The sequence below is a fragment of the Undibacterium sp. RuTC16W genome (genome assembly GCF_049339445.1).
Classification (GTDB): Bacteria; Pseudomonadota; Gammaproteobacteria; order Burkholderiales; family Burkholderiaceae_D; genus Undibacterium.
On the sequence record NZ_JBMPPE010000003.1, the window covers coordinates 453,775 to 478,909 of the forward strand.

General features: G+C 48.2%; 26 protein-coding genes. 4 read left to right on the top strand and 22 right to left on the bottom strand.

Features of this window, described 5'->3' with window-relative positions:
- Window positions 1-96: 96 nt before the first annotated feature.
- From ACO0K4_RS08780 to ACO0K4_RS08805, 6 genes are all read right to left on the bottom strand, one after another.
- Entirely contained in the window at window positions 97-819 is a 723-nt protein-coding gene (locus ACO0K4_RS08780; protein WP_422956237.1) for an ABC transporter ATP-binding protein, read from the bottom strand.
- Window positions 819-1,589, bottom strand: a complete 771-nt coding sequence (locus tag ACO0K4_RS08785) for an ABC transporter ATP-binding protein (protein WP_422956238.1) — start codon at window positions 1,587-1,589, stop codon at window positions 819-821. The genes ACO0K4_RS08780 and ACO0K4_RS08785 overlap by 1 nt, the downstream gene beginning before the upstream one ends.
- An 11-nt stretch (window positions 1,590-1,600) precedes the next feature.
- Window positions 1,601-2,797 carry an ABC transporter permease subunit gene (locus ACO0K4_RS08790; RefSeq protein ID WP_422956239.1) on the bottom strand — a complete coding sequence of 399 codons (1,197 nt, stop codon included), beginning with the start codon at window positions 2,795-2,797 and terminating at the stop codon, window positions 1,601-1,603.
- A gap of 11 nt (window positions 2,798-2,808) precedes the next feature.
- A complete protein-coding gene (locus ACO0K4_RS08795; protein ID WP_422956240.1) occupies window positions 2,809-3,738 on the bottom strand; it encodes a branched-chain amino acid ABC transporter permease in 930 nt (309 codons plus the stop codon).
- 538 nt (window positions 3,739-4,276) lie between these two features.
- Window positions 4,277-5,212: a 4-hydroxy-3-methylbut-2-enyl diphosphate reductase gene (gene ispH, locus ACO0K4_RS08800; protein WP_422956241.1), complete on the bottom strand. Its 936-nt coding sequence runs from the start codon at window positions 5,210-5,212 to the stop codon at window positions 4,277-4,279.
- Window positions 5,209-5,664 carry an FKBP-type peptidyl-prolyl cis-trans isomerase gene (locus ACO0K4_RS08805; protein ID WP_422956242.1) on the bottom strand — a complete coding sequence of 152 codons (456 nt, stop codon included), beginning with the start codon at window positions 5,662-5,664 and terminating at the stop codon, window positions 5,209-5,211. Before ACO0K4_RS08805 ends, ispH begins: the two co-directional genes overlap by 4 nt.
- Window positions 5,665-5,749: 85 nt before the next feature.
- On the opposite strand from ACO0K4_RS08805, the gene radC reads away from it, so the two are divergent.
- The 3 genes from radC to rpmG all read left to right on the top strand — a co-directional run bounded on the left by radC (window position 5,750) and on the right by rpmG (window position 7,015).
- Entirely contained in the window at window positions 5,750-6,424 is a 675-nt protein-coding gene (radC, locus tag ACO0K4_RS08810) for a RadC family protein (RefSeq protein ID WP_422956243.1), read from the top strand.
- Window positions 6,425-6,584: 160 nt separating this feature from the next.
- The gene (gene rpmB / locus ACO0K4_RS08815) at window positions 6,585-6,821 is read left to right on the top strand and encodes a 50S ribosomal protein L28 (protein ID WP_186947587.1); all 237 of its coding nucleotides are present in this window, start codon (window positions 6,585-6,587) and stop codon (window positions 6,819-6,821) included.
- 26 nt (window positions 6,822-6,847) lie between these two features.
- Window positions 6,848-7,015, top strand: coding sequence for a 50S ribosomal protein L33 (rpmG, locus tag ACO0K4_RS08820; protein ID WP_110257750.1), 168 nt, complete (start codon window positions 6,848-6,850; stop codon window positions 7,013-7,015).
- Between the two features lie 155 nt (window positions 7,016-7,170).
- Here rpmG and ACO0K4_RS08825 read toward each other — a convergent pair whose 3' ends face one another.
- From ACO0K4_RS08825 to ACO0K4_RS08895, 15 genes are all read right to left on the bottom strand, one after another.
- Window positions 7,171-8,373 (bottom strand): DesA family fatty acid desaturase, encoded by a 1,203-nt coding sequence (locus tag ACO0K4_RS08825; protein ID WP_422956244.1) that lies wholly within the window; start codon window positions 8,371-8,373, stop codon window positions 7,171-7,173.
- Between the two features lie 99 nt (window positions 8,374-8,472).
- Window positions 8,473-9,780 carry a mechanosensitive ion channel family protein gene (locus ACO0K4_RS08830; protein ID WP_422956245.1) on the bottom strand — a complete coding sequence of 436 codons (1,308 nt, stop codon included), beginning with the start codon at window positions 9,778-9,780 and terminating at the stop codon, window positions 8,473-8,475.
- A gap of 29 nt (window positions 9,781-9,809) precedes the next feature.
- Window positions 9,810-11,066 (bottom strand): RsmB/NOP family class I SAM-dependent RNA methyltransferase, encoded by a 1,257-nt coding sequence (locus tag ACO0K4_RS08835; protein WP_422956246.1) that lies wholly within the window; start codon window positions 11,064-11,066, stop codon window positions 9,810-9,812.
- 84 nt (window positions 11,067-11,150) lie between these two features.
- Window positions 11,151-11,759 (bottom strand): phosphoribosylglycinamide formyltransferase, encoded by a 609-nt coding sequence (gene purN / locus ACO0K4_RS08840; RefSeq protein WP_422956247.1) that lies wholly within the window; start codon window positions 11,757-11,759, stop codon window positions 11,151-11,153.
- Between the two features lie 142 nt (window positions 11,760-11,901).
- Complete coding sequence (locus ACO0K4_RS08845; RefSeq protein WP_422956248.1) at window positions 11,902-12,360, bottom strand: barstar family protein; 459 nt, start codon at window positions 12,358-12,360, stop codon at window positions 11,902-11,904.
- 5 nt (window positions 12,361-12,365) lie between these two features.
- Window positions 12,366-12,752: a ribonuclease gene (locus ACO0K4_RS08850; RefSeq protein WP_422956249.1), complete on the bottom strand. Its 387-nt coding sequence runs from the start codon at window positions 12,750-12,752 to the stop codon at window positions 12,366-12,368.
- A gap of 86 nt (window positions 12,753-12,838) precedes the next feature.
- On the bottom strand, window positions 12,839-14,047 hold the full coding sequence (locus tag ACO0K4_RS08855) for a patatin-like phospholipase family protein (RefSeq protein WP_422956250.1): 1,209 nt from the start codon (window positions 14,045-14,047) through the stop codon (window positions 12,839-12,841).
- Between the two features lie 160 nt (window positions 14,048-14,207).
- Window positions 14,208-14,966: a 3-hydroxyacyl-CoA dehydrogenase gene (locus ACO0K4_RS08860; RefSeq protein WP_422956251.1), complete on the bottom strand. Its 759-nt coding sequence runs from the start codon at window positions 14,964-14,966 to the stop codon at window positions 14,208-14,210.
- Between the two features lie 243 nt (window positions 14,967-15,209).
- Window positions 15,210-17,453: a sodium-translocating pyrophosphatase gene (locus ACO0K4_RS08865; RefSeq protein WP_422956252.1), complete on the bottom strand. Its 2,244-nt coding sequence runs from the start codon at window positions 17,451-17,453 to the stop codon at window positions 15,210-15,212.
- A 241-nt stretch (window positions 17,454-17,694) separates the two neighbouring features.
- Window positions 17,695-18,351: an adenylate kinase gene (gene adk, locus ACO0K4_RS08870; RefSeq protein WP_422956253.1), complete on the bottom strand. Its 657-nt coding sequence runs from the start codon at window positions 18,349-18,351 to the stop codon at window positions 17,695-17,697.
- Window positions 18,352-18,652: 301 nt separating this feature from the next.
- Window positions 18,653-19,399, bottom strand: a complete 747-nt coding sequence (gene kdsB / locus ACO0K4_RS08875) for a 3-deoxy-manno-octulosonate cytidylyltransferase (protein WP_422956254.1) — start codon at window positions 19,397-19,399, stop codon at window positions 18,653-18,655.
- A gap of 23 nt (window positions 19,400-19,422) precedes the next feature.
- Window positions 19,423-19,593 (bottom strand): Trm112 family protein, encoded by a 171-nt coding sequence (locus tag ACO0K4_RS08880; protein ID WP_262838570.1) that lies wholly within the window; start codon window positions 19,591-19,593, stop codon window positions 19,423-19,425.
- On the bottom strand, window positions 19,574-20,626 hold the full coding sequence (lpxK, locus tag ACO0K4_RS08885; RefSeq protein ID WP_422956255.1) for a tetraacyldisaccharide 4'-kinase: 1,053 nt from the start codon (window positions 20,624-20,626) through the stop codon (window positions 19,574-19,576). Before lpxK ends, ACO0K4_RS08880 begins: the two co-directional genes overlap by 20 nt.
- Window positions 20,627-20,818: 192 nt before the next feature.
- Window positions 20,819-21,268, bottom strand: a complete 450-nt coding sequence (locus ACO0K4_RS08890; protein ID WP_422956256.1) for an ExbD/TolR family protein — start codon at window positions 21,266-21,268, stop codon at window positions 20,819-20,821.
- The gene (locus ACO0K4_RS08895; protein ID WP_422956257.1) at window positions 21,268-21,873 is read right to left on the bottom strand and encodes a MotA/TolQ/ExbB proton channel family protein; all 606 of its coding nucleotides are present in this window, start codon (window positions 21,871-21,873) and stop codon (window positions 21,268-21,270) included. The genes ACO0K4_RS08890 and ACO0K4_RS08895 overlap by 1 nt, the downstream gene beginning before the upstream one ends.
- A gap of 1,211 nt (window positions 21,874-23,084) precedes the next feature.
- Between ACO0K4_RS08895 and xseA the strand changes: the two genes are divergently transcribed.
- The gene (gene xseA / locus ACO0K4_RS08900) at window positions 23,085-24,446 is read left to right on the top strand and encodes an exodeoxyribonuclease VII large subunit (RefSeq protein ID WP_422956258.1); all 1,362 of its coding nucleotides are present in this window, start codon (window positions 23,085-23,087) and stop codon (window positions 24,444-24,446) included.
- A 138-nt stretch (window positions 24,447-24,584) separates the two neighbouring features.
- Here the strand turns inward: xseA and ACO0K4_RS08905 are convergent, their stop codons facing one another.
- Complete coding sequence (locus ACO0K4_RS08905; RefSeq protein ID WP_422956259.1) at window positions 24,585-25,115, bottom strand: DUF3455 domain-containing protein; 531 nt, start codon at window positions 25,113-25,115, stop codon at window positions 24,585-24,587.
- Between the last annotated feature and the right edge of the window lie 20 nt (window positions 25,116-25,135).

Genomic DNA, 25,135 nt, shown 5'->3' on the forward strand with positions numbered 1-25,135 from the left:
CTTCAAACAAGGCCTTCTGGCGTTGTTTGAAATAAAAAAGCCTCGATATAAAAAAAGCCTCGATATAAATCGAGGCTTTTTCGCATTCCATTCAGTTTATTCGCCCAGGTAGGCTGCCTGCACTTTAGGATCGTTCAACATATCTTTACCTTTGCCCGTCATCGTGATCGCGCCGGAATCCATCACGTAACCACGATGGGCGGCTTGCAGCGCGAGCTTCGCATTTTGCTCGACTAATAAAATAGTCACACCTTGCGCAGAAACATTACGCACGACTTCAAAGATTTTTTCTACCATGATCGGAGACAAGCCCATGGACGGTTCATCCAGCAACAACAATTTTGGGTGGCTCATCAAAGCACGGGCCATTGCCAGCATCTGCTGCTCACCGCCTGACAAAGTACCAGCTAACTGCGCTGCACGCTCTTTCAGGCGCGGGAAAACGGCGAACCATTTTTCGATATCCTGATTGATGCCTGCTTTATCGTTGCGAGTGAATGCCCCCATCATGAGATTTTCCAGAATAGTCATGCGAGTGAAAACACCCCGTCCCTCCGGTACCATCGCCAGATGATTATTCACCAGCTCAAATGAGTTAATGCCACGAATAGATTTGCCGTCATAGAGGATTTCTCCTTCAACCTTGCAGCTTGGCAAAGTACCTGTAATGGCTTTGAGCGTCGTGGTTTTACCTGCGCCGTTGGCACCAATCAAGGTAATCAGCTCACCTTTATTGACTTCTAAATCAATGCCCTTAACCGCTTTAATGCCACCGTAAGCAACCTTGAGGTTACTAATCTTTAATACGTTATCAACCATTAGTGAGAACCTCCCAAATACGCTTCAATCACTGCTGGATTTTTCTGAATGTCCGCAGGTACGCCTTCAGCAATTGGCTTGCCGTAATCTAACACCGTGATTCTGTCGCATAAACCCATCATCAGTTTGACGTCATGTTCGATCAGCAAAATTGTCTTGCCTTCCGCTTTGATTTTAACCAGCAACTCACGCAGAGCCAGTTTCTCGGTCGCATTCATACCTGCAGCCGGTTCATCAAGTGCCAGCAATTTTGGATCTGTTGCTAATGCACGCGCGATTTCGAGACGACGCTGATCGCCGTACGACAAATACTTGGAAGTACGATCTGCAAACTGTCCAATTCCGACAAAATCGAGCAACTCCTGGGCACGAGCTTTGATATCGGCCTCCTCTTTGCGGGCTGACTTACCGCGAAAGACCGCGCCCAAAACACCCTGATGAGTACGGATATGCCGTCCAACCATGACATTTTCGAGTGCAGTCATTTCACCGAACAAGCGGATATTTTGGAAGGTACGTGCAATACCCGCTTTTGCTACTTCGTGAGGAGCTGATGGTGAGTAAGGCTTGCCATCAAGTTCAAACGTCCCAGTGTCCGGCTGATATAAGCCTGTAATGACGTTAAAGAATGTCGTTTTGCCGGCACCGTTAGGACCAATCAGGCCATAAATTTGACCCTGTTTAATATTGATCCCAACATTCGACAAAGCTTGCAAACCGCCGAAGCGCTTATTTGCTCCCTCGATTTTTAATATAGTTTTTTCAGTCATGTCGGTATTCCTTAAGCCGCAGCTGGCGTATCGTTGCTGCTGGTTATTCTGTCTTCATGCTTGGGCGCTGGCCACAAACCGGCTGGTCTGTTCAGCATAATCAATACCATAGCCAGACCGTATAGCAATTGACGCAGGACTTCAGCTTCAATCAAAATTTTGCCAAATAACAGATTCTGAATAGGTTCAACGCTATGACGCAAAATCTCAGGCAATGCGGCAAGCAGTATCGATCCAAGAATCACTCCCGGGATATGACCAATTCCGCCCAAAACAACCATTGCCAGCACCACGATTGACTCCGTCAGAGAGAAGGATTCCGGTGAGACAAAGCCTTGGAATGATGCGAACATTGCACCAGAAACACCACCAAAAGATGCTCCCATGGAGAACGCCAGCAATTTGATATTACGTGTATTAATTCCCATCGCCTTAGCTGCAATTTCGTCTTCACGAATTGCGACCCAGGCACGACCTAAGCGAGAGTCTTGCAAACGCAAAGAAACAAAAATAATACCGATGCACAGAGCCAGGAACAGGAAGTAGTAGGCATTCACGGACGGCATACTGATGAAACCAAAATGGACTGTCGCATTAGAGCCAGCTTCACCTGACAGGGACACCCCAAAGATGCGGATGGGATCAATCATGTTGATACCCTGAGGACCATTAGTAATATTCACCGGCGAGTTCATATTATTCATAAAAATACGAATAATTTCACCAAAACCTAAAGTCACGATTGCCAGATAATCGCCGCGTAGCTTTAAAGTTGGTGCGCCTAACAATGCACCAAACAGACCAGCCAGCGCAGCTGCCAGCGGCACAATAACCCAGACAGACAAATGCAGACCCGTCTGTGCGATCTCAGGTCCGAACACCCACATCAGAAAATTACCGACTGCCGGATAATTGTTCACAAAGGATTCGAGTACAACAGCAAACTGCGGTGATGCCAGCAAACCTGCCATGTAAGCACCGACAGCATAAAACGCGATGTAACCCAGATCCAGCAAGCCGGCAAAGCCGACCACAATATTCAACCCTAGCGCCAACATAATGTAGAGCAAGGCAAAATCAATAATACGAACCCATGAGTTACCAAAATTGGCAGCAATAAATGGGAATAACACCAAGACGACACCCAAGACTGCAAAGCTCGTGTAGGCCTTGCTTGGATTCGCTTTTATATCAAAAAAATTCGACATTCATGCTCTCCTTATGCACGGTCAGCAACACGTTCACCCATGATGCCGGATGGGCGCAGAGTCAACACGATAATCAATACAACAAACGCGAAAATATCCTGGTACTGGCTACCGAGCAGACCACCAGTCAATTCACCGATGTAACCCGCTCCCAGGCTCTCGATCAGGCCAAGAATAATGCCACCGACCATCGCACCATAAATATTACCGATACCACCCAAGACCGCAGCAGAGAAGGCTTTCAGGCCCGGCAAGAAGCCCATTGCGAACTGTGCAGACGAATAGTTAGCTGCCCACATCACACCCGCAATTGCTGCAAGTGAAGCGCCGATGGCAAAGGTTGCCACAATGACTTTATTAGAATCAACGCCCATCAAACCGGCCACACGCGGGTTCTCTGCGGTAGCGCGCATCGCTCGCCCCATCTTCGTCTTTTCGACCAGTAAAACTAAGCCAACCATCGCAAGAGTCGCAAGAACAAGTAATAAAACCTGAGTTTGCGAAATCACTGCGCCACCGACGGGAATCGGCGTTGATGGCATCACACTTGGGAAGGAAATCGGACTGCGTCCCCAGATAATCATGGCGAACACCTGAACCAATTGAGAAATGCCAATCGCAGTAATCAATGGAGCCAGACGCGGTGCATTACGCAATCTGCGATATGCAACACGCTCAATCACTACGTTCACGATAATACAAACGGGAATGGCACCGATAATCGCAATCAGCAATTGAACGATACCGGGCAGATCTGGTGCAATAACACCGAGTAACTTCAAGATACTTAGTCCCGCCATAGCACCGACCATGAGTACATCGCCATGAGCGAAGTTGATCAGATTCAGTACACCATAAACCATGGTGTACCCCAGCGCGACCAAAGCATACATAGACCCTAATACCAGGCCATTTATTATTTGTTGGATAAATGTATCCATATTGCTTCTCTCTTTATGAACGGATGGGAATTTTTACCGAGATACATGAATATCTCACTTAAAGACTACTCAGCAAAAATCATTCCTGATAACAAAAACGGCACCAAGTAACTCTTGTGTGCCGCTCAATTTAAGCGCCTGTTATCCGAAAAGACGCTTCATGCAATGTGGAGCAATTGAAATAGTGGAATGACGCATAGTAAAACTCTCCTCAACAACTTTTGGCAAAAAGCTTTTGTAATATTTTTATGTAACCGACTCCACGCCTGTCCGCTTAACCGAGAGGAAGGCTGTGAAATTCGGCCGGATTATACAGAGATTGACTGGAAAGTATGAACAAAAATACTACCACCATATTAAGCCCGAACTCATACTACTATACTGGTCTGATACTGCACAGTGTAAAAAATGACTCGCGGTCAATCAAAGTTCAGCAATGTTAGCGATGAATTCACGAAATAAAATACTGAATAAACAGCACATGGCAAATTATTATTTACGCAAGATCAAAAAGCGCTTAGTAAGGGTGTATTTTGCATTACCCCGTCAACCCCTTTGGCATAGGGAAAGTCACATTTTCTTCAGCACCATCCAAAGTACGCACACTTTGCGCCCCTAATTGTTTCAGTCGATCAATAACTTGTTGTACCAAAACCTCAGGGGCAGATGCGCCCGCTGTGACGCCGATACGACGGGAATCTCTCAACCAGTCTGCCTGGATCTGGGAAGCGTTATCTACCATGTAGGATGCCGCACCTTTTTTCTCAGCCACTTCACGCAGACGATTGGAGTTCGAACTATTCGCACTGCCCACTACAATGACCAGGTCAACTTGTGGCGCCATAAACTTAACAGCTTCCTGGCGATTCGTTGTGGCATAGCAAATATCGCCCTTTTTTGGCTCACTTATCTGAGGAAATTTAGTTTTGAGTGCAGCAATGATCTCAATAGTGTCGTCAACCGACAAAGTTGTCTGAGACACATACGCAAGTAAATCAGGATTGGCCACCTTCAACTTAGTCACATCATCGACTGTTTCAACGAGATGCATCCCGCCTTCCGTCTGCCCCATTGTCCCTTCAACTTCCGGGTGCCCTTGATGACCGATCATGATGACTTCACGACCTTCTTTGCGCATTTTCGCGACTTCAATATGGACTTTAGTAACCAGAGGACAAGTTGCATCAAAAACTGTCAGACCTCTTGCGCTTGCTTCTTCACGAACCGATTGAGAAACGCCATGTGCAGAAAAAATCACCGTATTACCAGCAGGCACATCAGCCAATTCCTCTATAAAAATAGCTCCCTTCTGACGCAGATCATTGACCACATAAGCGTTGTGTACAATCTCATGGCGAACATAGATAGGCGCACCAAACTGCCGCAATGCACGCTCCACGATTTCAATAGCACGATCAACTCCTGCGCAAAACCCACGCGGCTGCGCCAATACAATTTCTTTATCCATAGTCATAAAATACCGATGATTTTTGTTTCAAACAGGACAGTCTGTCCTGCCAGCGGATGGTTAAAATCAAATAATGCACCGTCCTCATCAATTGCTCTGAGAATCCCGGCAAAACGCCCGCCAGAGGGGGCGGCAAATTCAACCAGATCACCAATGATGTACTGCTCACCAAAAGCGGAATTTTCTTTTAAAGTTGCGCGGGAAACACGCTGTATCAGCTCGGGATTGCGCGGACCAAATGCCTGCTCCGGCGCAAGCTCCTGTGTCGTATGAGAACCTTCCTCAAGATTTAGCAACGCCCTCTCCAGCTCAGGAGCTAGCTGACCATTTCCCATTTGCAAAGTCGCCGGACTTTCCTTAAAAGTACTGATAATATCCTCACCATCCAGTGTGGCAAGGCGATAATGCAAAGTCAGATAAGCATCGGGTGTAACGACAGGGATAGCGTGGTTTGACATAGTTAAAGTGAAGTCCAATCAAGCCTCTATTGTATGCCAGCTCGATGAAGTACTGATTATTCTCTCATTTTGTAAAGGACTTTTGATGGCGATTACTGACTGGCCCGAAGATCAGCGTCCGCGTGAACGATTAATTAAATTTGGTGCTCAGGCGTTGTCTGATGCCGAGTTATTAGCAGTTTTCTTGCGAGTAGGCGTCAGCGGTAAAAGCGCCGTAGATTTGGGGCGCGACATGTTGAGCCAATTTGGTTCATTGACTGGGTTATTCGCTGCGGATATCAAAAATTTTTCTGCAATGCATGGTTTAGGTAATGCCAAATATGCCCAATTACATGCTGTCCTAGAACTGGCTAAGCGCGCTATTTCTGAAGAGTTACAAGCTGCTCCGCTACTGTCCTCACCGCAAGCCGTCAAAAGCTATTTACAACTCATGATTGGCAGCAAACCTTACGAATCATTTGCCGTGTTGTTTCTCGACATCAAAAATCGACTCATTACCTCATCCGAACTCTTCCGGGGTAGCCTTAGTCAAGCCAGTGTGTATCCGAGAGAGGTAGTCAAAGCAGCGTTGCAACATAACGCGGCAAGTATCATTTTGGCGCACAATCACCCCTCTGGCAGCGCAGAGCCGAGCGATGCGGACATTGCTTTGACCAGAACCTTAAAACAAACTCTGGCACTAGTTGATGTCAGAGTACTGGATCATTTCATTGTAGCTAATCCTCATGTCTACTCATTCGCCGAACATGGGCAAATCTAAATAACAAGTGCGTGAATTCATTCAAAAGCCTTGAAATTTTCAATTGTTAAATAAAATAAAAACACAAGACACAATTGTTTTTCGCAAGTCGTTGATATTTAGTAGGATTTTCGTTATAATCCTATTTTTTCCAAATTCGGAAACATTTAAGGAGTTAAACATGGCACGTGTTTGCCAAGTAACTGGGAAGGGGCCAATGGTTGGCAACAACGTATCCCATGCGAACAACAAAACTAAACGTCGCTTTTTGCCTAACCTGCAAAATCGTCGCTTCTTCGTAGAATCAGAAAATCGCTGGGTTTCCCTGCGTTTGTCTAACGCTGGTCTGCGCGTCATTGACAAAATCGGCATTGATGCGGTTTTGACTGATCTGCGTGCTCGCGGCGAAAAAGTTTAAGCGAAAATCACTGTTAGGAAAATATCATGGCTAAATCTGGTCGCGACAAAATCAAACTGGAATCGACTGCTGGTACAGGTCATTTCTATACCACATCAAAAAACAAGCGCACAATGCCTGAAAAAATGGAGATCATGAAGTTTGATCCCAAGGCACGTAAGCATGTAATCTACAAAGAAACTAAGATTAAATAATTTTAGTTATCTCAAAAAAACCTGCAATTTGCAGGTTTTTTTTCGCCTTTTATTTTCTATTGCCACAGTGTTTGTGGATTAGCACCCACTGTTACCAGAGATCCGAGCGCAATAAAAAAGCACCCGAAGGTGCTTTTTAGATCAGGCTCAATAATTTACGCGTAAGTACGTAATCTAAGCGAGAAATCATGCAAAGTCTGAATACCTGAGGCCTCGGCACGCACGCACCAGTCTTGCAATTGATGTACCAATTGCTCACGGCTCACTGTAGAGCGTTCCCAGATTAAGCCCAACTCCACACGCATGTCGTGCATCGTTTTCAGAGCACTGCTGTGTGCCAATACTTCTGACAATTGTTGCTTTTGCGGTGCCTCTAGTTTAGTAGGCTCACGCTGCAAAAGTGTTTTTGTCGATTTAAGCAAGCTCGCCTCAAACTGGGCTTTTTCGCGCAACTGGGCAACTTCATCTCTCCAGGCACGGCGCAAGGATTTTGTGTACTTTGCCATTACGTCATAGCGATTTGTAATAACCGCTTGCAGTGTATCCATATCAATCACGGATTTAATCTCGGCAAACTTCGGTTCAGGCGCAACTTTTTTAACGGTAGCCAGACCGACAATCTCCATTGTACGGATATATAACCAGCCGATATCAAATTCATACCATTTAGACGACAATTTAGCTGAAGTACCGAAGGTATGGTGGTTGTTATGCAGTTCTTCGCCGCCAATCAAAATACCAAAAGGTACGATGTTACGAGATGCATCTACGCAATCGTAATTGCGATATCCCCAATAGTGACCAATACCATTGATAATGCCAGCCGCTGTTACGGGGATCCACAACATTTGAACAGCCCACACCGTAATACCAATTACACCGAACAAAATAAGATCGATGATCAGCATCAATGCAACGCCCTGCCAGCTAAATCGGGTGTACAGATTACGTTCAATCCAGTCACCAGGTGTGCCATGCCCATACTTTTGCATGGTTTCCATGTTTTTTGACTCTGCTCTGTATAACTCAGCGCCTTGCCAAAACACTTTTTTAATACCGCGCGTCACCGGGCTGTGAGGATCTTCCTCAGTTTCGCACTTTGCGTGATGCTTACGGTGAATTGCCGCCCACTCCTTGGTCACTTGGCCAGTAGTAAGCCAGAGCCAGAAGCGGAAGAAATGACTTGGAATCGCATGCAGTTCCAGAGCACGATGTGCCTGGCAACGATGCAAAAAGATCGTGACGCTGGCAATCGTAATATGGGTAACGACCATCGTGAAGATGAATACTTGCCAAGCCGTGGCACGAGTAATGCCGTTAGACAAAAAATCAATTGCGGTATCGATAAAAGTGCTCAAAATGACATGTACTCCATGGTTAATGACACTATCTTGTCGTCTATTGACAAAAGCAAAGTGTCAAAAATTTTCTAAAATTTTTTGTATTGTACGCTCTTTTTAAGTCTGCCCTGAAACTTTCTCTGGCGTATTGATGAAGGTCAGAACCCGTTGAGGGTATGGAACTTCGATTTTACGTTCCTGCAATAATTTCCATATTGCACGATTTACTTCAGATAAAACATTAGAGCGTCCATTTTCAGGGTCTGATATCCAGAAGCCGACACGCAATTCCAGTCCATCGGTACCGAACCTCATTAAGTAAGCAGAAGGCGGAGTATCTTTTGATACACGAGACACATCAGCAGCAGTTTGCGCAAGCAGCGGCAGCAAAGCTTCAACGTCGGTCTGATAAGCTACCGTAATATCCGTTCCCATCGCCACAGAACTGTCGCTTAAAGAAAAATTTTGCACCGGATTCGACACCAACATTTCATTCGGTATGACAGATTCTCCACCATCGAGCCCCTTTAATACCGTATACCGAGTGTTAATTTGTGTCACACGACCATTAAATTTATCGACTGCAATCATGTCGCCTATGGATAAACTCCGGTCGAGCAAAATAATGAAGCCAGACACATAGCTACTGGTAATTTTTTGCAAACCGAAACCAAGACCAACACCCAACGCACCACCGAATACCGATAAAACAGTCAAATCGATACCGACAATGGTCAGACTGATCAGAATCGCCAGTAAAATGAGTACGGCACGGCCAAATCGCGATAACACTACCTTTAAGGAGGTATGCATAGTCGGCAATAACATCAGGCGAGCCTCTAGCGCTGCGCTCGCCCACAACGCCACGATCAGCGTCACCGCAACCGAAACAAGCGCCTGTAGTATGGACAATACCGATACCTTGTTATGTCCAATTGGCAAAACCGCGTCATCCAGACTCGTCAATAATTCCTGCCACAAGCCGGTGAAGTGCAACACCACGCCCAGCCAGACTAACCCGGCAAATAATTTTTCAAAAATTGTCAGAAAAGCGCCGATCTTGCCTTCCTTAACAAAAGTTTTTCTGACCACATAAAAGCCGAAGCGAATTAATGCCAGTGAACCGATGATAGGAAAAAGCAGACTCAGCAAATGAGTATGTTGCCAGCGGCCTAAAATACCTTTGGCGGTCAGAATGAATATCAGGGACAGGCTGGGAAATAAGACGCGATGGAAGCTCTCGACTCCCATCTTCATCATTCCGGAAGCACTCTCCGAGCTGGAAAAGCTTTTTCGTAGCAATCCTGCCAGATACCATGCCAGGAAAAAGCACAGCAGCACCGTTCCTACCTGCCATAAGAAGTTGGTATCGTGTAGATCATCCGATAAATCGGATAGCAGGCTAGCCAGTAAAGGTGTATTCATCAACGCAGCAAATAAAAAGGCTTGATCAATTATTTATTGCGTTCCAAGACAGCGGCAAAAAAGCCATCAGTCTGGTGCACATGCGGCATCAGCTTTAAATAGTCGCCCATTTCCAAATCAATTTTTTGCTCAGTCAGCACCTGCGACACTGGTAATAAGCTGAAATCAGGATGCGCAGCAATAAAAGCCTGAACAATCGCTTCATTTTCTTCATCAAGAACACTACATGTTGCATAAACCAGGCGACCACCTGCCTTGACCAGTCTTGCCGCGCTATCAAGTATCGATGCCTGTTTGACGTTCAACTCAGCAACACCGACTTGCGTCTGACGCCACTTCACATCCGGATTACGACGCAAAGTACCCAAACCACTGCACGGTGCATCGACCAGAACACGGTCTAATTTACCTGCGAGACGCTTGATTTTGGCGTCTTTTTCGTGCGCGATCACAACTGGGTGCACGTTTGACAAACCGCTTCTTGCGAGGCGTGGCTTTAACTTTGCCAGACGTTTTTCAGATATATCAAAGGCGTATAAACGGCCGGTGTTACGCATACTGGCGCCCAGCGCCAAAGTTTTACCGCCAGCACCAGCACAGAAGTCGGCCACCATCTCACCGCGCTTCGCACCCACTAGTTGGGCAAGAATCTGGCTACCTTCGTCTTGCACTTCGATTGTGCCGTCTTTAAACAAGGGTAAATTTTGGATGGTTGGTTTTTTCTTGATGCGCAATCCCAGTGCAGAATAAGGCGTAGGCTCCGCAATAATCGGCGCCTGGGCTAAAGCGGCAATCACGTCGTCGCGATTCCCCTTCAGCGTATTGACACGCAGATCCAGTGAGGCTGGGGTATTTAAGGCATCGGCCAAAGCCAAAGCTTCTGGTTCACCAAATTTAGCCAAAAATTTTTCCCACAACCACCCTGGCAAATTCGATTTCAATGCAGGAGGCAAATGGCTACGGTCGATCAGCATGACACGCTGCAACCATTCAGTCTCTTCTTCACTCAGACCACCCAAAGAATCAACACCTACCGCATCTGCCAGCCCCAATAGTGTCAGACGACGCATCGCCGGGCCGCTGCCGGACTCAGAAAAACTCGTGTAAACACTTTTATTGCGCAAAAGACCGTAAATACCCTCCGCAACAACGCCACGTTCACGCGACCCGAGGCGAGGATGCTCGCGGAAATAGCGCGACAAGGTCACGTCTGCGGGACCTGTAAAGCGCAGAATTTCACGCAACACTTCTTCTGTGTGACCAACAATGGCCGGAGGTAATCTCATTTGGTTTCCTTTTTCAATTCTTTAGTTGACTGCAGCACGCGACTCATTGCAAAAAGAGTCCGGGCGAACGGTAATACGAGCAAATCAGTGTAGCTCTACGCGAACGCGCTGACCAACAATACTTAGTTTATCGTCGATAAACCATTTCACCGCTCTGGGATAGATGATGTGTTCCTGCTCAAGAGCACGATGAGAAAGACTGTCTACTGTATCGTCATAGAATACCGGTATCACGGCCTGATCGATAATCGGCCCGTGATCAAGTTCCGGCGTAACAAAATGCACAGTAACGCCATGGATCTTGACACCAGCATCCAAGGCCTGCTGATGCGTGGCCAGACCAACGAAACTAGGCAATAAAGACGGATGAATATTGATCATGCGCCCCATGTAATGCTCGACAAACGATGCAGTCAGAATACGCATGAATCCCGCCAGCACAACCAGATCTGGGGAGAATTTATCAATGACTCTTTTCAACTCTGCGTCGAATGCATCGCGTGAGGTGAAATTCTTGCTTGGAACGACGATAGCCGGGATGCCCATGCTGGCGGCGTACTCAAGTCCGCTAGCATCTGCCCGATTACTAATTACCGCCGCAATTTGCGCTGCCCATTGCTCTGTTTTAGCTGCCTGAACGATCGCTTGCATGTTGCTGCCACGTCCAGAAATTAAAATCACAATCTTTTTCATGGCGGCATTGTACCGCTGTAAGGGCCTGAGCCTCAAATAATTCGATCATCGGCACCAGACGACATTGTCACTTTGAACAAAAAATACATGTCATCTGCCATAGGCAAGGTCTATATTTGATGGCAAATTATTATGCTATTGCTTATTCGAATGAATAAAAAACTCTGAAAGCAACTTTCCTGTCCGCCCAAAACTCAGCGGCATCCCTAAAAACATCTAGTAAGGTTTCCCGCGCTTCTTTATCAAACTTCGGTGTATTAGGTAATTGCTCCAGTACAACCACAAAACCTGGCTGGGAACCAGATTGATGGATGAGATCCGTCAGGCAATCCGACAGTGCATCAAAATTTTTACCAAAATGCTTGGGAAAGCCGAATGACGTGGCAATTTTTCCCAGAACCTGTTGCTTGGTCGCGGCTTCCAGGCAATAAGCATATAAAAAATGCTGCCCAAGGCTAGCCGCTTCTTTTTGTAAATCAGGCACCCGGAAAGCACGAATGGATTGCACAACATTCGGCGCTACTGTTTTGAGCACACTCATTTCTCCCTCTGCTGGTGAGATTATTGTCATAGGTTCCGGCTTGCTAAGGTCTATCTTCAAAGAGATTACTCTTTTACTCGTTTAAAACTCTCGTAATGATCGTCGGTATAATAGTATTCCCCCGACGTCCTGGAATCACCACCCGCAATGATGCGACGTGCACCGCGACTTCTCGACCGGGGTGTCTTGACGGTGAACTCGTGGTAATAACCACGTTTTTGCTTAGGCAATCTGGCTTCGTAATTACCGAAGACGACACCGTCTTTGTCATAGGGAAACGGGCCGCCCTGCTTAATCAGCACCATTGTTACTTGGGCTTCTTTAGGTAAATCCGATACAGAAATACTCTGTAATCCGTAAAAATCCTTGGCAGAAACAACAGACGACAACAGCAGCATCGCCAGCAAAAGCAGATATTTTTTTAAAAATGTTGCGTTGAAATTGTTTAACATTTTGTCAGGCAACGATGTAATTCAATGTCATAGATTAACGTTTTGTGTAAAACGAATCAATCTTTATTATTCAAAAGGCAATAAAACTATTGTGACTTTGCTGCTTCAGCGCTCAGCTTTTCAGCGTCATCCGCGAAAAATTTCAACACATCATCCTGTCTGGCCCAGGTATCTTTTTTACCCAGCTCAATCAGTTCCCTGGTATAGCTCGATTCGAACAACAAGTAAGATGCCAACGCGGATCCACGGACCTCCGTTGCACCGATGCCACCCAGCATGGTCCTGACCGGGAGCGGCAAACTGCTGGTGTGACGACTGGCAATTTCGTCGAGTCGTTGCGATGGCGCGATCACCAGCAAGTCCACTGGCTTCAACGGCGTGTTTTGCAAAGCTTCCGGCGGCAGCATGGACAATGTTTTGTTAATGCGCATCAGCCGTTCTATATCAACTGCCAGACTATCGAGAAAGATACTTGACATCGCATGGCCTGCGATCTGCGCCAGACTCGGATACTGAGCGACCTCATTTGACTCACGTGGCGGCTCAGATAAGCGACCGGCGCCGACGATCAGCACTTTCTTCGCGCCAAGATGGATGGCTGGTGAAATAGGTGCCAGTTGGCGCATAGAGCCGTCACCGCAATATTCCAGGCGACCGCCCCAGTTCAACGGAACCGATGGAAAAATAAATGGAATGGCCGATGACGCCAGCAGATGCTGAACTCCGATAAAATCCCTCTGCGCAAGGCGCTGGCTGCGGATCCAGGGTTCAATATCTGCCAGTGTCTGATAAAAGGTTAAATGCTGCCCCGCCGTATAAGAAGAGGCAGTAACGGCCAATGCCTTCAGCACACCGCTTGCCAGCGCCTGATCCAATCGCGTCAGGTCTAGCATACGATTCAATAAATCTTCCAGAGGTGAATTGTCGAGCAGCGAATTGGGCGGTGATTTGCGCCATTTGTTAAGCAGCCAGCCAAATGACATCAGTGACAACCAGCGTGCACCCGAGCGGATTACGCCCAGTGAATCAGCCCTGTACACTTGGGCGGCCTGAAAATTTTCCCAGACATACAAAATACTGGACACCGATTCGCGAAAATTGTCGGCACGGCAGGCTAGAGCAGTAGCATTAATAGCGCCGGCAGACGTGCCGCAAATAATGCCAAAAGGATTGCGCTCACGCGCCCATCCTGCTTCCAGCAAAATATCTGAAATCGCCTTGAGCACGCCAACCTGATAGGCTGCGCGGGCACCGCCGCCCGTCAAAATCAATCCTGTAGTGGCATTACTATTCATGAGTTTCTTTTAATTGAAGCGTTCGCAAGAACACTTTTTTTGTCTCCATGCCCAAAATAAAAAAGGCAAGCCGAAAGCTTGCCTTAGTGTATTAGCTGACTGTCAAAAAGTCATGTTGCACGCAATGTATTCCGTCGTGAACTGACAAATAACAACATGCTTATTTCGGTTGCATACGAATTGCGCCATCGAGACGAATCGTTTCGCCGTTCAACATCACGTTTTCGATGATGGACTTGGCAAGATGCGCATATTCATCAGGCTTACCCAGACGCGGTGGGAAAGGTACCATTTTACCAAGCGCGTCCTGTACTTCTTGCGGCATACCTAACAACATCGGCGTCTCAAAAATACCTGGCGCAATCGTCATCACACGGATGCCGCTGCGTGATAAATCACGAGCCATCGGCAAAGTCAGGCCAACTACCGCCGCTTTAGACGATGCATAGGCAGCCTGCCCGATTTGCCCGTCATATGCAGCAACTGAGGCTGTATTAATAATCACGCCACGCTCACCTTGCGCAGTCGCATCGGTTTTACCCATGGCGTCAGCGGCTAAACGGCACATATTGAAAGTACCGATCAGGTTGATGTTGACTACGCGCTGAAATACGTCAAGAGGATGTGGACCGTCTTTTCCTACAGTTTTGATGGCGGGAGCGACGCCGGCGCAATTCACCAGTCCGCGCAGAGTTCCCATCGCTGTTGCAGCGGCAATAACTGCCAGACCATCGGCTTCAGAGGTGACATCGCATTTTACGAATGTGCCGTTCAGTTCTGCTGCCAGTTTTTCACCGGCTTCGACTTGTACATCAGCCAGAACTACTTTCCCGCCATTCGCAACCAACATACGGGCTGTTGCCGCGCCCAGGCCTGAAGCACCGCCAGTGATAATAAAAACGCTATTTTGAATATCCATAATGTCTCTTCCTATGTCTTCCTGTTTTTTTTCCAGTTGTTACTGTGGAGTTATACCGCCGGGACACTGCATCCGACAATACAAGGCTAATCGATGTGACGCGTACAACATAGGCATTTAAGACTATGTTGAACTTAATTTACGTTTACGTAAACGTCACTATGTTTATATTGTACCGAAAATTATTCGTTCAAAATAGAAAAAAGGCGACTCGCGCCGCCCTTTCCCGTTTTGATTGCCTGCTTATTTTGCTGGGGCGCTTGCTGCTGCAGACGATGCTGATGCCGGGGATGAGAGCACCCCTGGTTCGCTCGCAGCCGCCATCGTTGCTGGCATTATGGCCGGCTCGGCAGGGATGCCAGCTGCAATGACAGCGCTGGCACTCGCCGATATCGATGGCGGCGGCGCTGTCGGATGCATCGTTGCCATGCTAGTTCCCGTTCCCGGCAACAGCGGCACTAACAGCAAAGCGACGATATTGATAATTTTGATTAAAGGATTAATCGCTGGACCGGCAGTGTCCTTATAGGGATCGCCGACCGTGTCACCCGTCACTGCGGCCTTATGCGCTTCCGAACCCTTGCCACCGTGATGTCCGTCCTCAATATATTTCTTCGCATTATCCCAGGCACCGCCGCCGGTGGTCATCGAAATCGCCACAAATAGACCTGTCACGATGGTGCCCATCAGCAAACCACCCAGCGCGGCTGGCCCCAATAACAACCCCACCAGAACAGGCACAATGACCGGCAACAAAGACGGCAGTATCATTTCCTTAATGGCCGAGGTCGTCAGCATATCAACGGCTTTATCGTATTCAGGCTTGCCACTGCCATCCATAATGCCTTTGATCTCTTTAAACTGGCGACGCACCTCGACTACCACAGCACCAGCGGCACGTCCGACCGCTTCCATCGCCATTGCACCGAACAAATAAGGGATCAGACCACCAATAAACAAGCCGACAATCACTTGTGGGTTAGACAGATCAAACGAAGTACTTTTACCGACAGAATCGAGTGCATGGGTATAGTCGGCAAATAAGACCAGCGCGGCCAAACCAGCCGAACCGATTGCATAGCCTTTGGTCACTGCCTTGGTGGTGTTTCCTACCGCATCCAGAGGATCCGTAATGGCACGCACCGAAGCAGGCATTTCTGACATTTCAGCAATCCCACCGGCATTATCAGTAATCGGCCCGTACGCATCGAGCGCTACGATGATTCCCGCCATCGATAACATCGATGTCGCTGCAATCGCGATGCCGTACAAACCGGCGAGCCAGTAAGACACCAGAATAGCCGCACATACAGCTAGCACCGGATAGGCGGTCGACTTCATCGATACCCCGAGACCCGCAATGATATTGGTGCCATGACCAGTGGTTGATGCCTGCGCCACATGCTGTACCGGTTTGAAATCCGTTCCCGTGTAGTACTCAGTGATGTAGACCATCAATCCGGTCAACACAATCCCCACGATCGTTGAGCCCATCATTGGCATGCGCATATCTTCGGGCATTACCGTCCAGGTGACGATCGCAAAACCGATCAGTGATAAACCAGCCGCCCACCAAAGTCCGGTGTATAACGCCGACATGATTTTTTTTCCTGGTTTCGCCTTTACCATAGAACAGCCGACGATCGATGCCAGAATAGATACCGCACCGAGCATCAAGGGATAGACGATTGCCTGGGTTGTGGCGTTTGTGATAACCAGAGCACCAAGCAACATCGTCGCAATCAGGGTCACGACATAGGTCTCAAACAAATCAGCTGCCATACCGGCGCAATCGCCGACGTTATCGCCGACATTATCGGCAATCACGGCAGGATTACGCGGATCGTCCTCCGGAATACCCGCCTCGACCTTACCAACCAGATCCGCGCCGACGTCCGCACCCTTAGTAAAAATACCGCCACCAAGACGCGCAAAAATCGAAATCAGTGACGCCCCGAAAGCCAATCCGATCAAAGGCTTGATCACATCATGCTGATTCAAGGCAGAGGCAGAGCCCGAGTCATGCGGTGCGGACAACATCAGTATCCAGTAAAAAATCGTCACGCCCAACAAGCCAAGGCCGACAACCAGCATACCGGTAATGGCGCCGCCTTTAAACGCGACATCGAGCGCCTCATTCATGCCGCGGGTCGCTGCCTGTGCAGTCCTGACGTTGGCCCGTACCGAGACATTCATCCCGATAAATCCGCATGCTCCGGATAAAACTGCACCAACCAAAAAGCCCATTGCAGTCGTTAATCCCAATCCCGGTACCAAGGCAATCGCAACAAATAAGACAACGCCGACAATCGCGATCGTTCGATACTGCCTGGCCAGGTACGCAGCCGCGCCTTGCTGTATCGCCGTAGCAATTTCCTGCATCCGGGCGTTACCTGCATCCTGTTTTAAAATCCAGTTTCGCGACACCAAACCGTAAAGCACGGCGATGACTCCGCACGCAATCACAAACCATAGACCTGCTGCCATGTTGACTCCTCCAATTGTTATGGGCTTCCTTTGCATGGGTAATGCAAACTTGCCTTTTTGTGACAATATAAAACGGCGACCACGTGAAACAACCACGACTTTTCATCTATTCCGCACTTGTATCAACAAGGTAGAATCATGAATCCTGCGTACTGCACAACTGAACCGTTACCCTTGTTTATTGGAGAATCATTTGCCAGGGCTAGCAAGAAAAAAGCGGACCAACAGGTCCGCTTTTCGTTTATTCCGAGAGTGCGGCGAAGGCACTGTCTCTGATAGTTTCTACCGGTCCGACACCGGCAATCTTGCGATATTTCGGTGCGCCTGGCTTGCCGGATTTTGCCCAATCTCCGTAGTAGCCAACCAGCACTTCCGTTTGTTCGTGGTAGACACTCAGACGTTTTTTGACGGTTTCTTCTTTGTCGTCATCACGCTGTATCAATTCCTCACCCGTAACATCGTCTTTGCCCTCAACTTTGGGAGGATTGTATTTGACGTGATACACGCGGCCAGAACCCGGGTGTACGCGACGACCGCTCATACGATCAATGATGGCAGCATCTGGAACATCGATTTCCAATACATAATCAATCGTAACGCCAGCGTCTTTCATCGCATCGGCCTGAGGCGTCGTGCGAGGAAATCCGTCGAACAGATAGCCATTTGCACAATCCGCTTGCTGCAAACGATCTTTCACCAGACCGATGATGATGTCATCCGACACCAGGCCACCCGCATCCATCACCGCTTTGGCAGCCAGTCCCAGAGGCGTGCCTGCTTTCACAGCAGCTCTGAGCATGTCACCGGTAGAGATTTGTGGAATATTGAATTTTTCTTTGATGTAATTAGCTTGTGTGCCTTTGCCAGCACCAGGCGCTCCCAACAAAATAAGACGCATGTTATTTCCTAAAAGACGAGTTTGAATAGTGTGAATTGTTTGTTTGTATCCTTGTGCATGACAACCTGGGGCTGCGATGCGATATTTTTCTGCGAAACCGTGATTTTGCTCTTAGTGCTTATTATTTTTATAGAAATGACGCACTAGTAATATCACAGTATCTTTTCACGAAACTTACCACAATTTTTTATATTATTGATGCTTTGCCATGAAATCATGTGCTTCATCAAGATTTTTCATGTAAATTTCGCGAAGCTTCCGCTAATACGTTCAGTTTACTTTAATTGCTCCTTCAATTGCTTTAATAGAATGTCCGTACCCTCTCCAGGTCTTCCGGTGTGTCCACACCCGGTGCCGGACTAGCATGTGTGACATGGACTGCAATAGCATGACCATTCCACAACACCCGCAATTGTTCCAGCGCCTCAATCTGCTCAAGAGGTGATAAATCGAGTGTCGGGTAGGACAATAAAAAATCATTCCGGTAGGCGTATAAGCCAATATGCCGCAGCGGCGCATATCCCGCTGGCAGAATGTCACGCGTGACAGCAAATCCATCCCGGTGCCAGGGAATCGTCGCACGCGAAAAAGTCAAAGCGCGGCCGAATTTATCGAGCACCACTTTGACGACATTCGGATTAAACACGTCCTGTATGTCGTGCAGCGGATGTGCGGCTGTCGCCATCGGTACGGTCGCACTGACCAGGCCAGCAGTCGCGGCAATCAGTGCCGGATCGATCAGGGGCTCATCACCTTGTACATTGACGACCACAGCATCGGCTGGTAACGCCATCAAAGCGGAGACCTCGGCAATCCGGTCTGTGCCAGACGGATGATCCGCTCGTGTCATACAAGCCGGAATACCGTGGTCGCGGCAAGCGGCCAGAATATCTGCATGATCGGTTGCCACCATGATCTGCGAGGCGCCAGACAATAAAGCCCGCTCAGCAGTGCGCACCACCATCGGTTTGCCGCCCAGATCGGCTAAAGGCTTATTTGGCAAACGACTCGATGCCAGACGCGCTGGAATAATAACGGTAAAGCTCATAGACTAATCTTCAATTCCAAGGCTTAGGCTGCGGGCAATTGACGAGCCTGATCTACCCACATGATAGGAATATCGTCCCGAATCGGAAAAGCCAGTTTATCGGCATTACAAATTAATTCTTGTGCCGCTTTATCGTACACCAGAGGACTTTTGCACAAAGGGCAGACCAAGACATCAAGCAAGCGTGCGTCCATGTTGTTTCTCCGAAATCAGTTCAATTATTTGTTGTGCAAAACGGGCATCCAGTTGTGCATCCACTGGCACCACCCATACGCGGGCATCTTGTTGCAATGCCACTATCTGCCGACATTTTACTGCATCCTTTTCGGTAATCAGAATGATGTCAGACCGAATCTGCGCAAAACTGCCGGCATTAAATGTATAGTGATCTGGCAAAGGCAGACCTTCACACTCCACTCCCGCTCTGGCGAGCATGGTAAAGAACCGCTGTGGATTGCCGATACCCGCAACGGCAGTGATTGTGCGAATTATCAGGGGATCATTTGCAAATTGCACTAATGTTTGTGTATTGCGAGGATCGCATAGCTGATATGCAGCGCCCGGCAACAATTGCATGCGTGAGACTGGGGTATCGGATCCGCTACCAAGCTCCGGCAAGGCAGCGACAGCAGGCGCATTGACTACCGTAAAATCCCGTCTTCTCTGTGCTGGTTCGCGCAGGGGGCCGGCGGGTAACAACCAGCCATTACCGACACCGCGCTGATCAAACAAGACGATTTCTACGTCGCGCGCCAGCGCATAGTGCTGAAGACCGTCATCAGAAATAATTACATTTACCTCAGGATGTGCCAGCAATAGCATCTGTGCTGCAGCCACCCGCTGCCGGCCGACTGCCACCGGGGTGTTGGTGCGCGTATGTATCAGGAGAGGCTCATCACCGACGATCTGCGCTAGCGAATTCGTATCCACCAGCGTAACAGCACCGGCATCAGCCGCATAGCCGCGCGAGATAACGCCAGGCGTCCAGCCCGCAGCCCGCAATTGCTGCACCAGGTACATCACCAGTGGCGTCTTGCCAGTGCCACCGACAAAAATATTGCCAACCACGATGACCGGGACTGTGAGTTGCGTCTGCGCTTTGTAGCCGAGCAAAATCAAGCCGAGCCGGAAGCCAATCAGCAACTGAAATACTTTAGCGAACGGCCATAGCAGGCACGCCAGCACACCGCGCCGCAGCCATGCGCGCATCAATCCAGTTTCTAACATTGAACGAAATGACTGCAAGATATCCTCAACCATACTCTACGGGAGTATCAAGATTAAATGGCCTATTGCGCACTTGGATTGTGCGGAACAGGCCATTTAATGAAGATACTCCCGATTTATTCTATTTTTTTACATTTTTTTGTGTCTTGCCGCCAGCGCTCGGAAGCAGCTTGCTGCGAGGCGTGTTCAACGCTATTTCGATTTCCCTGAGGCTTGCGCTGCGAATGTCACTTTTGCCAGGCCAGCGATACGCGCAGCTTCCAGAACATCGATCACGGACTGATGCGTTGCGGCACGATCAGCATTGATAACTACAATAGGATCACGCTGAGCACCTTCTTTGCCCGCCTCTAAAGCCGTTGCCGCTTGCTTCAGGTCCTGCGCCAGAGTCGCCGTATCAAGAAACGACACCGCCTGATTATTGATCTTGTAGCGACCTTGCGCGTCAATCCCGATATCGATCTGGTTCGGCTTATCCTGCGCCTTTTCAGCATCGGCCGTCGGCAGCGTGATCTGTAATTCGGTAAAACGGCTATACGTCGTCGTCACCATCAAAAAGATCAGAATCACCAACAAAACGTCAATGAAAGGAATCAGATTGATCTCAGGGTCTTCACGCCCCTGTCCTTTACGAAAATTCATTATTTTCTCGCGCTGTGGACAGTATCAACAAATTTCACTGCCTGCTGTTCCATATCCACTACCAGGCTATCTACCAGCGCACGGAAATGACGATAAAAAATCAAAGCAGGCATCGCGATCAGCAAACCGAAACCCGTGTTGTAAAGAGCGACAGAAATACCATGCGCGAGTTGCGCAGGATTCGCTCCGGATGCGTTTTGTGAACCAAAGATTTCAATCATACCAACCACGGTACCGAACAGCCCCATCAATGGCGCCAGAGACGCAATCGTACCCAAGGTAGTCAAGAAACGTTCTAACTCGTGCGCGACACCGCGCCCCGCTTCTTCGATCGATTCTTTCATGACCTCACGTGGCGCATTGACATTGCGCAAACCGGCGGCGAGCACTTTACCCAGCGGGGAATTGTTCGACAGTTGATCGATGACTTCTTGTTTGATTTTACCGGCGTGATAAACGCGAATCACCTCGTCGAGTAAAGTGCGCGGCAGGATACGCTGGCGACGCAGCGACAAACTACGCTCAATGATTAAAGCCAGTGCAATAATCGATGCAACCAGTAAAAGATAGATTGGCCAACCAGCCGCTTGAATAATGGCAAACAAAAGTGACTCCTTAGTCCTTGGTAGTGCGAAGAGGGTTCGCGCATTTCGCTCGGGTATCAGGCGTCATACAACATGCGCCCGGCAGCTTTACTTTCATCAGGTTAACACGATGCGGATCACACCCATGTTACTAAGCTGAAAGTATGAGGCTCAGCAATCCGGTTCAGGCTTCATGCACGCCATGAAAACAAATACGATTCAATCCCGCAATGTAGCGCGTTGCGTGCGTGTGAGCAAGTACACAAGATGAAAATCTGCAATTAGATTTTAAGGATGTGAACAAGTCAGTTTTTTTACCGAGTTCTGCACAAATTCTGTGTGCAAGATTGTGGATAAGTATGAATGAACTAGCTAAGCATTTGATTTTATTCAACTTAACATCACTGCCACAGATTTAGGCAGCATGGATACAGTCTCTGATTACCTATTTTTACCAGCAAAACAGTGATCACTGCGACGAAGTTCTGCACAGTTTATGTGGACAACATTGTGAACAAGGTAAGCACAAGAGCTTAAGTCGCTGATTTCAAAGCGATTATACGTTTGCCTAAATAACAGGCAAATTCATAATTTTGACCAGAATACAGGCGTTTATTCTCAGTTATCCCCATTTTTTTAAGGAAAGTGAACGGTATGTGTATAAGTTTGGGTTTCTGCACATTTTTTGTGGATAAGACTGTGAAGAAGCACTGTAGATAATACTAAGCCTTTGATTTATATCAATTTACACCACATGCCTGCAAATTAAGCATATGACACAATTCCATAAATTCATGTTATTTTGACAGCAGAATATCGGCGTTTCTGCTATTTATCCACAAACGCTGCGTACTTTTGCACATAAATTGTGGACAAGATTGTGCAAAAGCATGGTGATTGTCGCTAAGTCTTTGTTTTTATTAAACATTGGTTTGGTGCAAATAATTTAGGCAAGGCAAACGATTGCCTCATGGCCTCAAAAATTCTCAAAATGGCTCATCATTGTTCACGAATACTGTGGATAACTTTGTGAACAAGCTCAAGAATAATCGCTAAAGCCCTTGATTTATAAGGACTTTCCTTTTTTGCCCAAAAAACGGGCAAAAATTTAATCCCTTAAAAATCAACTACTTAAGTATAGATTCTCGATTGCTTTTGACATACGCAACAGTTAATGACATTCTGATGACCGCCACCACTTTCTGTGGACAGCTTTTACCCTCAAGCGCTTTATGACCTTTGATTTTCACTCCCCAAGTCCAATAACCATGCCCTCCGTGATCACAGTCTCGGCGCTGAATCAAGCAGTGGCGCAATTATTGGAGCGAAACATCCCATTGACGTGGGTTTCCGGCGAAATATCGAATTTCACCCGCGCCGCATCTGGACATTGGTATTTCACCCTGAAGGATGCCGGAGCACAGGTGCGTGCCGTGATGTTTCGAGGCCGGGCCCAATATGCCGATTTCATGCCACGCGAAGGCGACAAGGTAGAAGTCCGCGCGCTGGTCAGCTTATACGCCGCGCGCGGCGATTATCAGATTAATGTCGAAGCGATACGGCGTGCCGGCATGGGCAATTTATACGAGGCATTTCTACAATTGAAAGCCCGACTCGGTGAAGAGGGACTATTCGACATAGAACGTAAGCGCCCTATTCCGGTCTTTGTAAAGACCGTCGGTATCGTGAGTAGCCCGCAAGCAGCGGCTTTACGTGACATCCTGACCACCTTGCAAAGGCGCGCACCACATGTTCACGTGATTTTGTATCCGACTCCGGTGCAAGGTGAAGGTGCTGCGAATAAAATTGCACAGGCGATCGCCACAGCCTCAGCACGAGACGAATGTGATGTCTTATTGGTCTGCCGGGGTGGTGGCAGCATCGAAGATTTATGGGCGTTTAATGAGGAAATTGTCGCCAGAACCATCGTGAACTGCGTGATGCCCGTGATTAGCGGTGTGGGTCATGAAACCGATTTTACGATTGCCGATTTTGTGGCTGATGTGCGGGCCGCAACACCAACCGCGGCCGCAGAATTAGCTGCAACACCGCGAATCGACTGGCTAGACAATCTGATGCAATATCGCCGGCATGCAGGCCGTGCTATTCAAAGACAACTAGCAGCACACAATCAGACAATCGACTGGCTGACGCGACGCCTGGTCAGCCCGATCAATGCCATTCAGGCCAAACGTCTGGCACTGGAAAGCGCCGCTCAGAGCCTGCGTTACGCAAGTGCCATGCCGCGTCAGCACGCGCATTCACGACTGACCAATTTGCACACCAGACTCAACGCACAACGCCCGGATTCCGACCAGGAACGCCAGCGTCTGCTAGAGCAGAAAAGACGATTTGCCTCTGCCATTAAGCTTCAGACAGATACGCAAAATCAGGCATTAATGCATCTCAGCGCACAGCTGGAAATGCTGAATCCCCAAAGAACACTGGAGCGCGGCTATGCGATCCTCAGCGACCACAAAGGTAAGCTGATACGTTCAAGTAAAAATCTGCAAGCGCACAGCCTGGTCTCCGTACGCCTTGCTGACGGTGAAGCGGAAATTGGTATCAGCAGCGTGCAAACCAGCTTGAATTAATATTGATTGATGCAGGTTCGTGATGCCACTCGTTGGTACCATGATCGATACCACGCATTGATACCATTCACAGATAACACTCCCTTCTATATCACCGGCTGACATTCACCACAGGTTTGAATATCAGCCAGTCTGAAGTTAATTCGCCTTGTAAAACAAATAGTCCGCTTGATATTTGACCAATTTTTTAGCACCAGCATTATCCGCAGCACAGCTGTCCGATGGCGCAACACCACCCATGGTATTCAAACGCTGAATGTAGGTAATATCCGTCATCGCACCGTTCCCCGTTGAGGGATTCGCTTTGACCAGTTGCAGTGGAATCGCATTCGCAGCGCCCGGTGCAACGGCTAACTGCTTGCCAGTGACTTTGCTACCGTCATTGGATTCCCAGGTCGGGCCAGCATAATATTTTCCCAGTGCTTTACCGCTCTGATCAGACAACACCGCAGTCGGACCAGCAAAAACCCATTCATACGCGCCTGGCATCGCCGCCTTGACACGGCACTCGTAAGTCAGGTCACCCGCACCAACCAGGCTCAGTACTAGTTTATTACCAGCTGGCACCGTAACAGCGGCGGGAGCGTCTGGTGCTCTCATCGCGGAACTGCAAGCAGCCAGAGCAGCGATTATCGATGCGCCGGAAAGTAAGCGAAGGGCTGTTTTCATTCAAATCTCCTGATAAGTGT

Bases quoted from the DNA above. Each gene is read 5' to 3' on its own strand.
- ACO0K4_RS08780 (WP_422956237.1), bottom strand. From the start codon at position 819: ATGGTTGATAACGTATTAAAGATTAGTAACCTCAAGGTTGCTTACGGT.
- ACO0K4_RS08785 (WP_422956238.1), bottom strand. From the start codon at position 1,589: ATGACTGAAAAAACTATATTAAAAATCGAGGGAGCAAATAAGCGCTTC.
- ACO0K4_RS08790 (WP_422956239.1), bottom strand. From the start codon at position 2,797: ATGTCGAATTTTTTTGATATAAAAGCGAATCCAAGCAAGGCCTACACG.
- ACO0K4_RS08795 (WP_422956240.1), bottom strand. From the start codon at position 3,738: ATGGATACATTTATCCAACAAATAATAAATGGCCTGGTATTAGGGTCT.
- ispH (WP_422956241.1), bottom strand. From the start codon at position 5,212: ATGACTATGGATAAAGAAATTGTATTGGCGCAGCCGCGTGGGTTTTGC.
- ACO0K4_RS08805 (WP_422956242.1), bottom strand. From the start codon at position 5,664: ATGTCAAACCACGCTATCCCTGTCGTTACACCCGATGCTTATCTGACT.
- radC (WP_422956243.1), top strand. From the start codon at position 5,750: ATGGCGATTACTGACTGGCCCGAAGATCAGCGTCCGCGTGAACGATTA.
- rpmB (WP_186947587.1), top strand. From the start codon at position 6,585: ATGGCACGTGTTTGCCAAGTAACTGGGAAGGGGCCAATGGTTGGCAAC.
- rpmG (WP_110257750.1), top strand. From the start codon at position 6,848: ATGGCTAAATCTGGTCGCGACAAAATCAAACTGGAATCGACTGCTGGT.
- ACO0K4_RS08830 (WP_422956245.1), bottom strand. From the start codon at position 9,780: ATGAATACACCTTTACTGGCTAGCCTGCTATCCGATTTATCGGATGAT.
- ACO0K4_RS08835 (WP_422956246.1), bottom strand. From the start codon at position 11,066: ATGAGATTACCTCCGGCCATTGTTGGTCACACAGAAGAAGTGTTGCGT.
- purN (WP_422956247.1), bottom strand. From the start codon at position 11,759: ATGAAAAAGATTGTGATTTTAATTTCTGGACGTGGCAGCAACATGCAA.
- ACO0K4_RS08850 (WP_422956249.1), bottom strand. From the start codon at position 12,752: ATGTTAAACAATTTCAACGCAACATTTTTAAAAAAATATCTGCTTTTG.
- ACO0K4_RS08855 (WP_422956250.1), bottom strand. From the start codon at position 14,047: ATGAATAGTAATGCCACTACAGGATTGATTTTGACGGGCGGCGGTGCC.
- ACO0K4_RS08860 (WP_422956251.1), bottom strand. From the start codon at position 14,966: ATGGATATTCAAAATAGCGTTTTTATTATCACTGGCGGTGCTTCAGGC.
- ACO0K4_RS08865 (WP_422956252.1), bottom strand. From the start codon at position 17,453: ATGGCAGCAGGTCTATGGTTTGTGATTGCGTGCGGAGTCATCGCCGTG.
- adk (WP_422956253.1), bottom strand. From the start codon at position 18,351: ATGCGTCTTATTTTGTTGGGAGCGCCTGGTGCTGGCAAAGGCACACAA.
- kdsB (WP_422956254.1), bottom strand. From the start codon at position 19,399: ATGAGCTTTACCGTTATTATTCCAGCGCGTCTGGCATCGAGTCGTTTG.
- ACO0K4_RS08880 (WP_262838570.1), bottom strand. From the start codon at position 19,593: ATGGACGCACGCTTGCTTGATGTCTTGGTCTGCCCTTTGTGCAAAAGT.
- lpxK (WP_422956255.1), bottom strand. From the start codon at position 20,626: ATGTTAGAAACTGGATTGATGCGCGCATGGCTGCGGCGCGGTGTGCTG.
- ACO0K4_RS08890 (WP_422956256.1), bottom strand. From the start codon at position 21,268: ATGAATTTTCGTAAAGGACAGGGGCGTGAAGACCCTGAGATCAATCTG.
- xseA (WP_422956258.1), top strand. From the start codon at position 23,085: ATGACCTTTGATTTTCACTCCCCAAGTCCAATAACCATGCCCTCCGTG.
- ACO0K4_RS08905 (WP_422956259.1), bottom strand. From the start codon at position 25,115: ATGAAAACAGCCCTTCGCTTACTTTCCGGCGCATCGATAATCGCTGCT.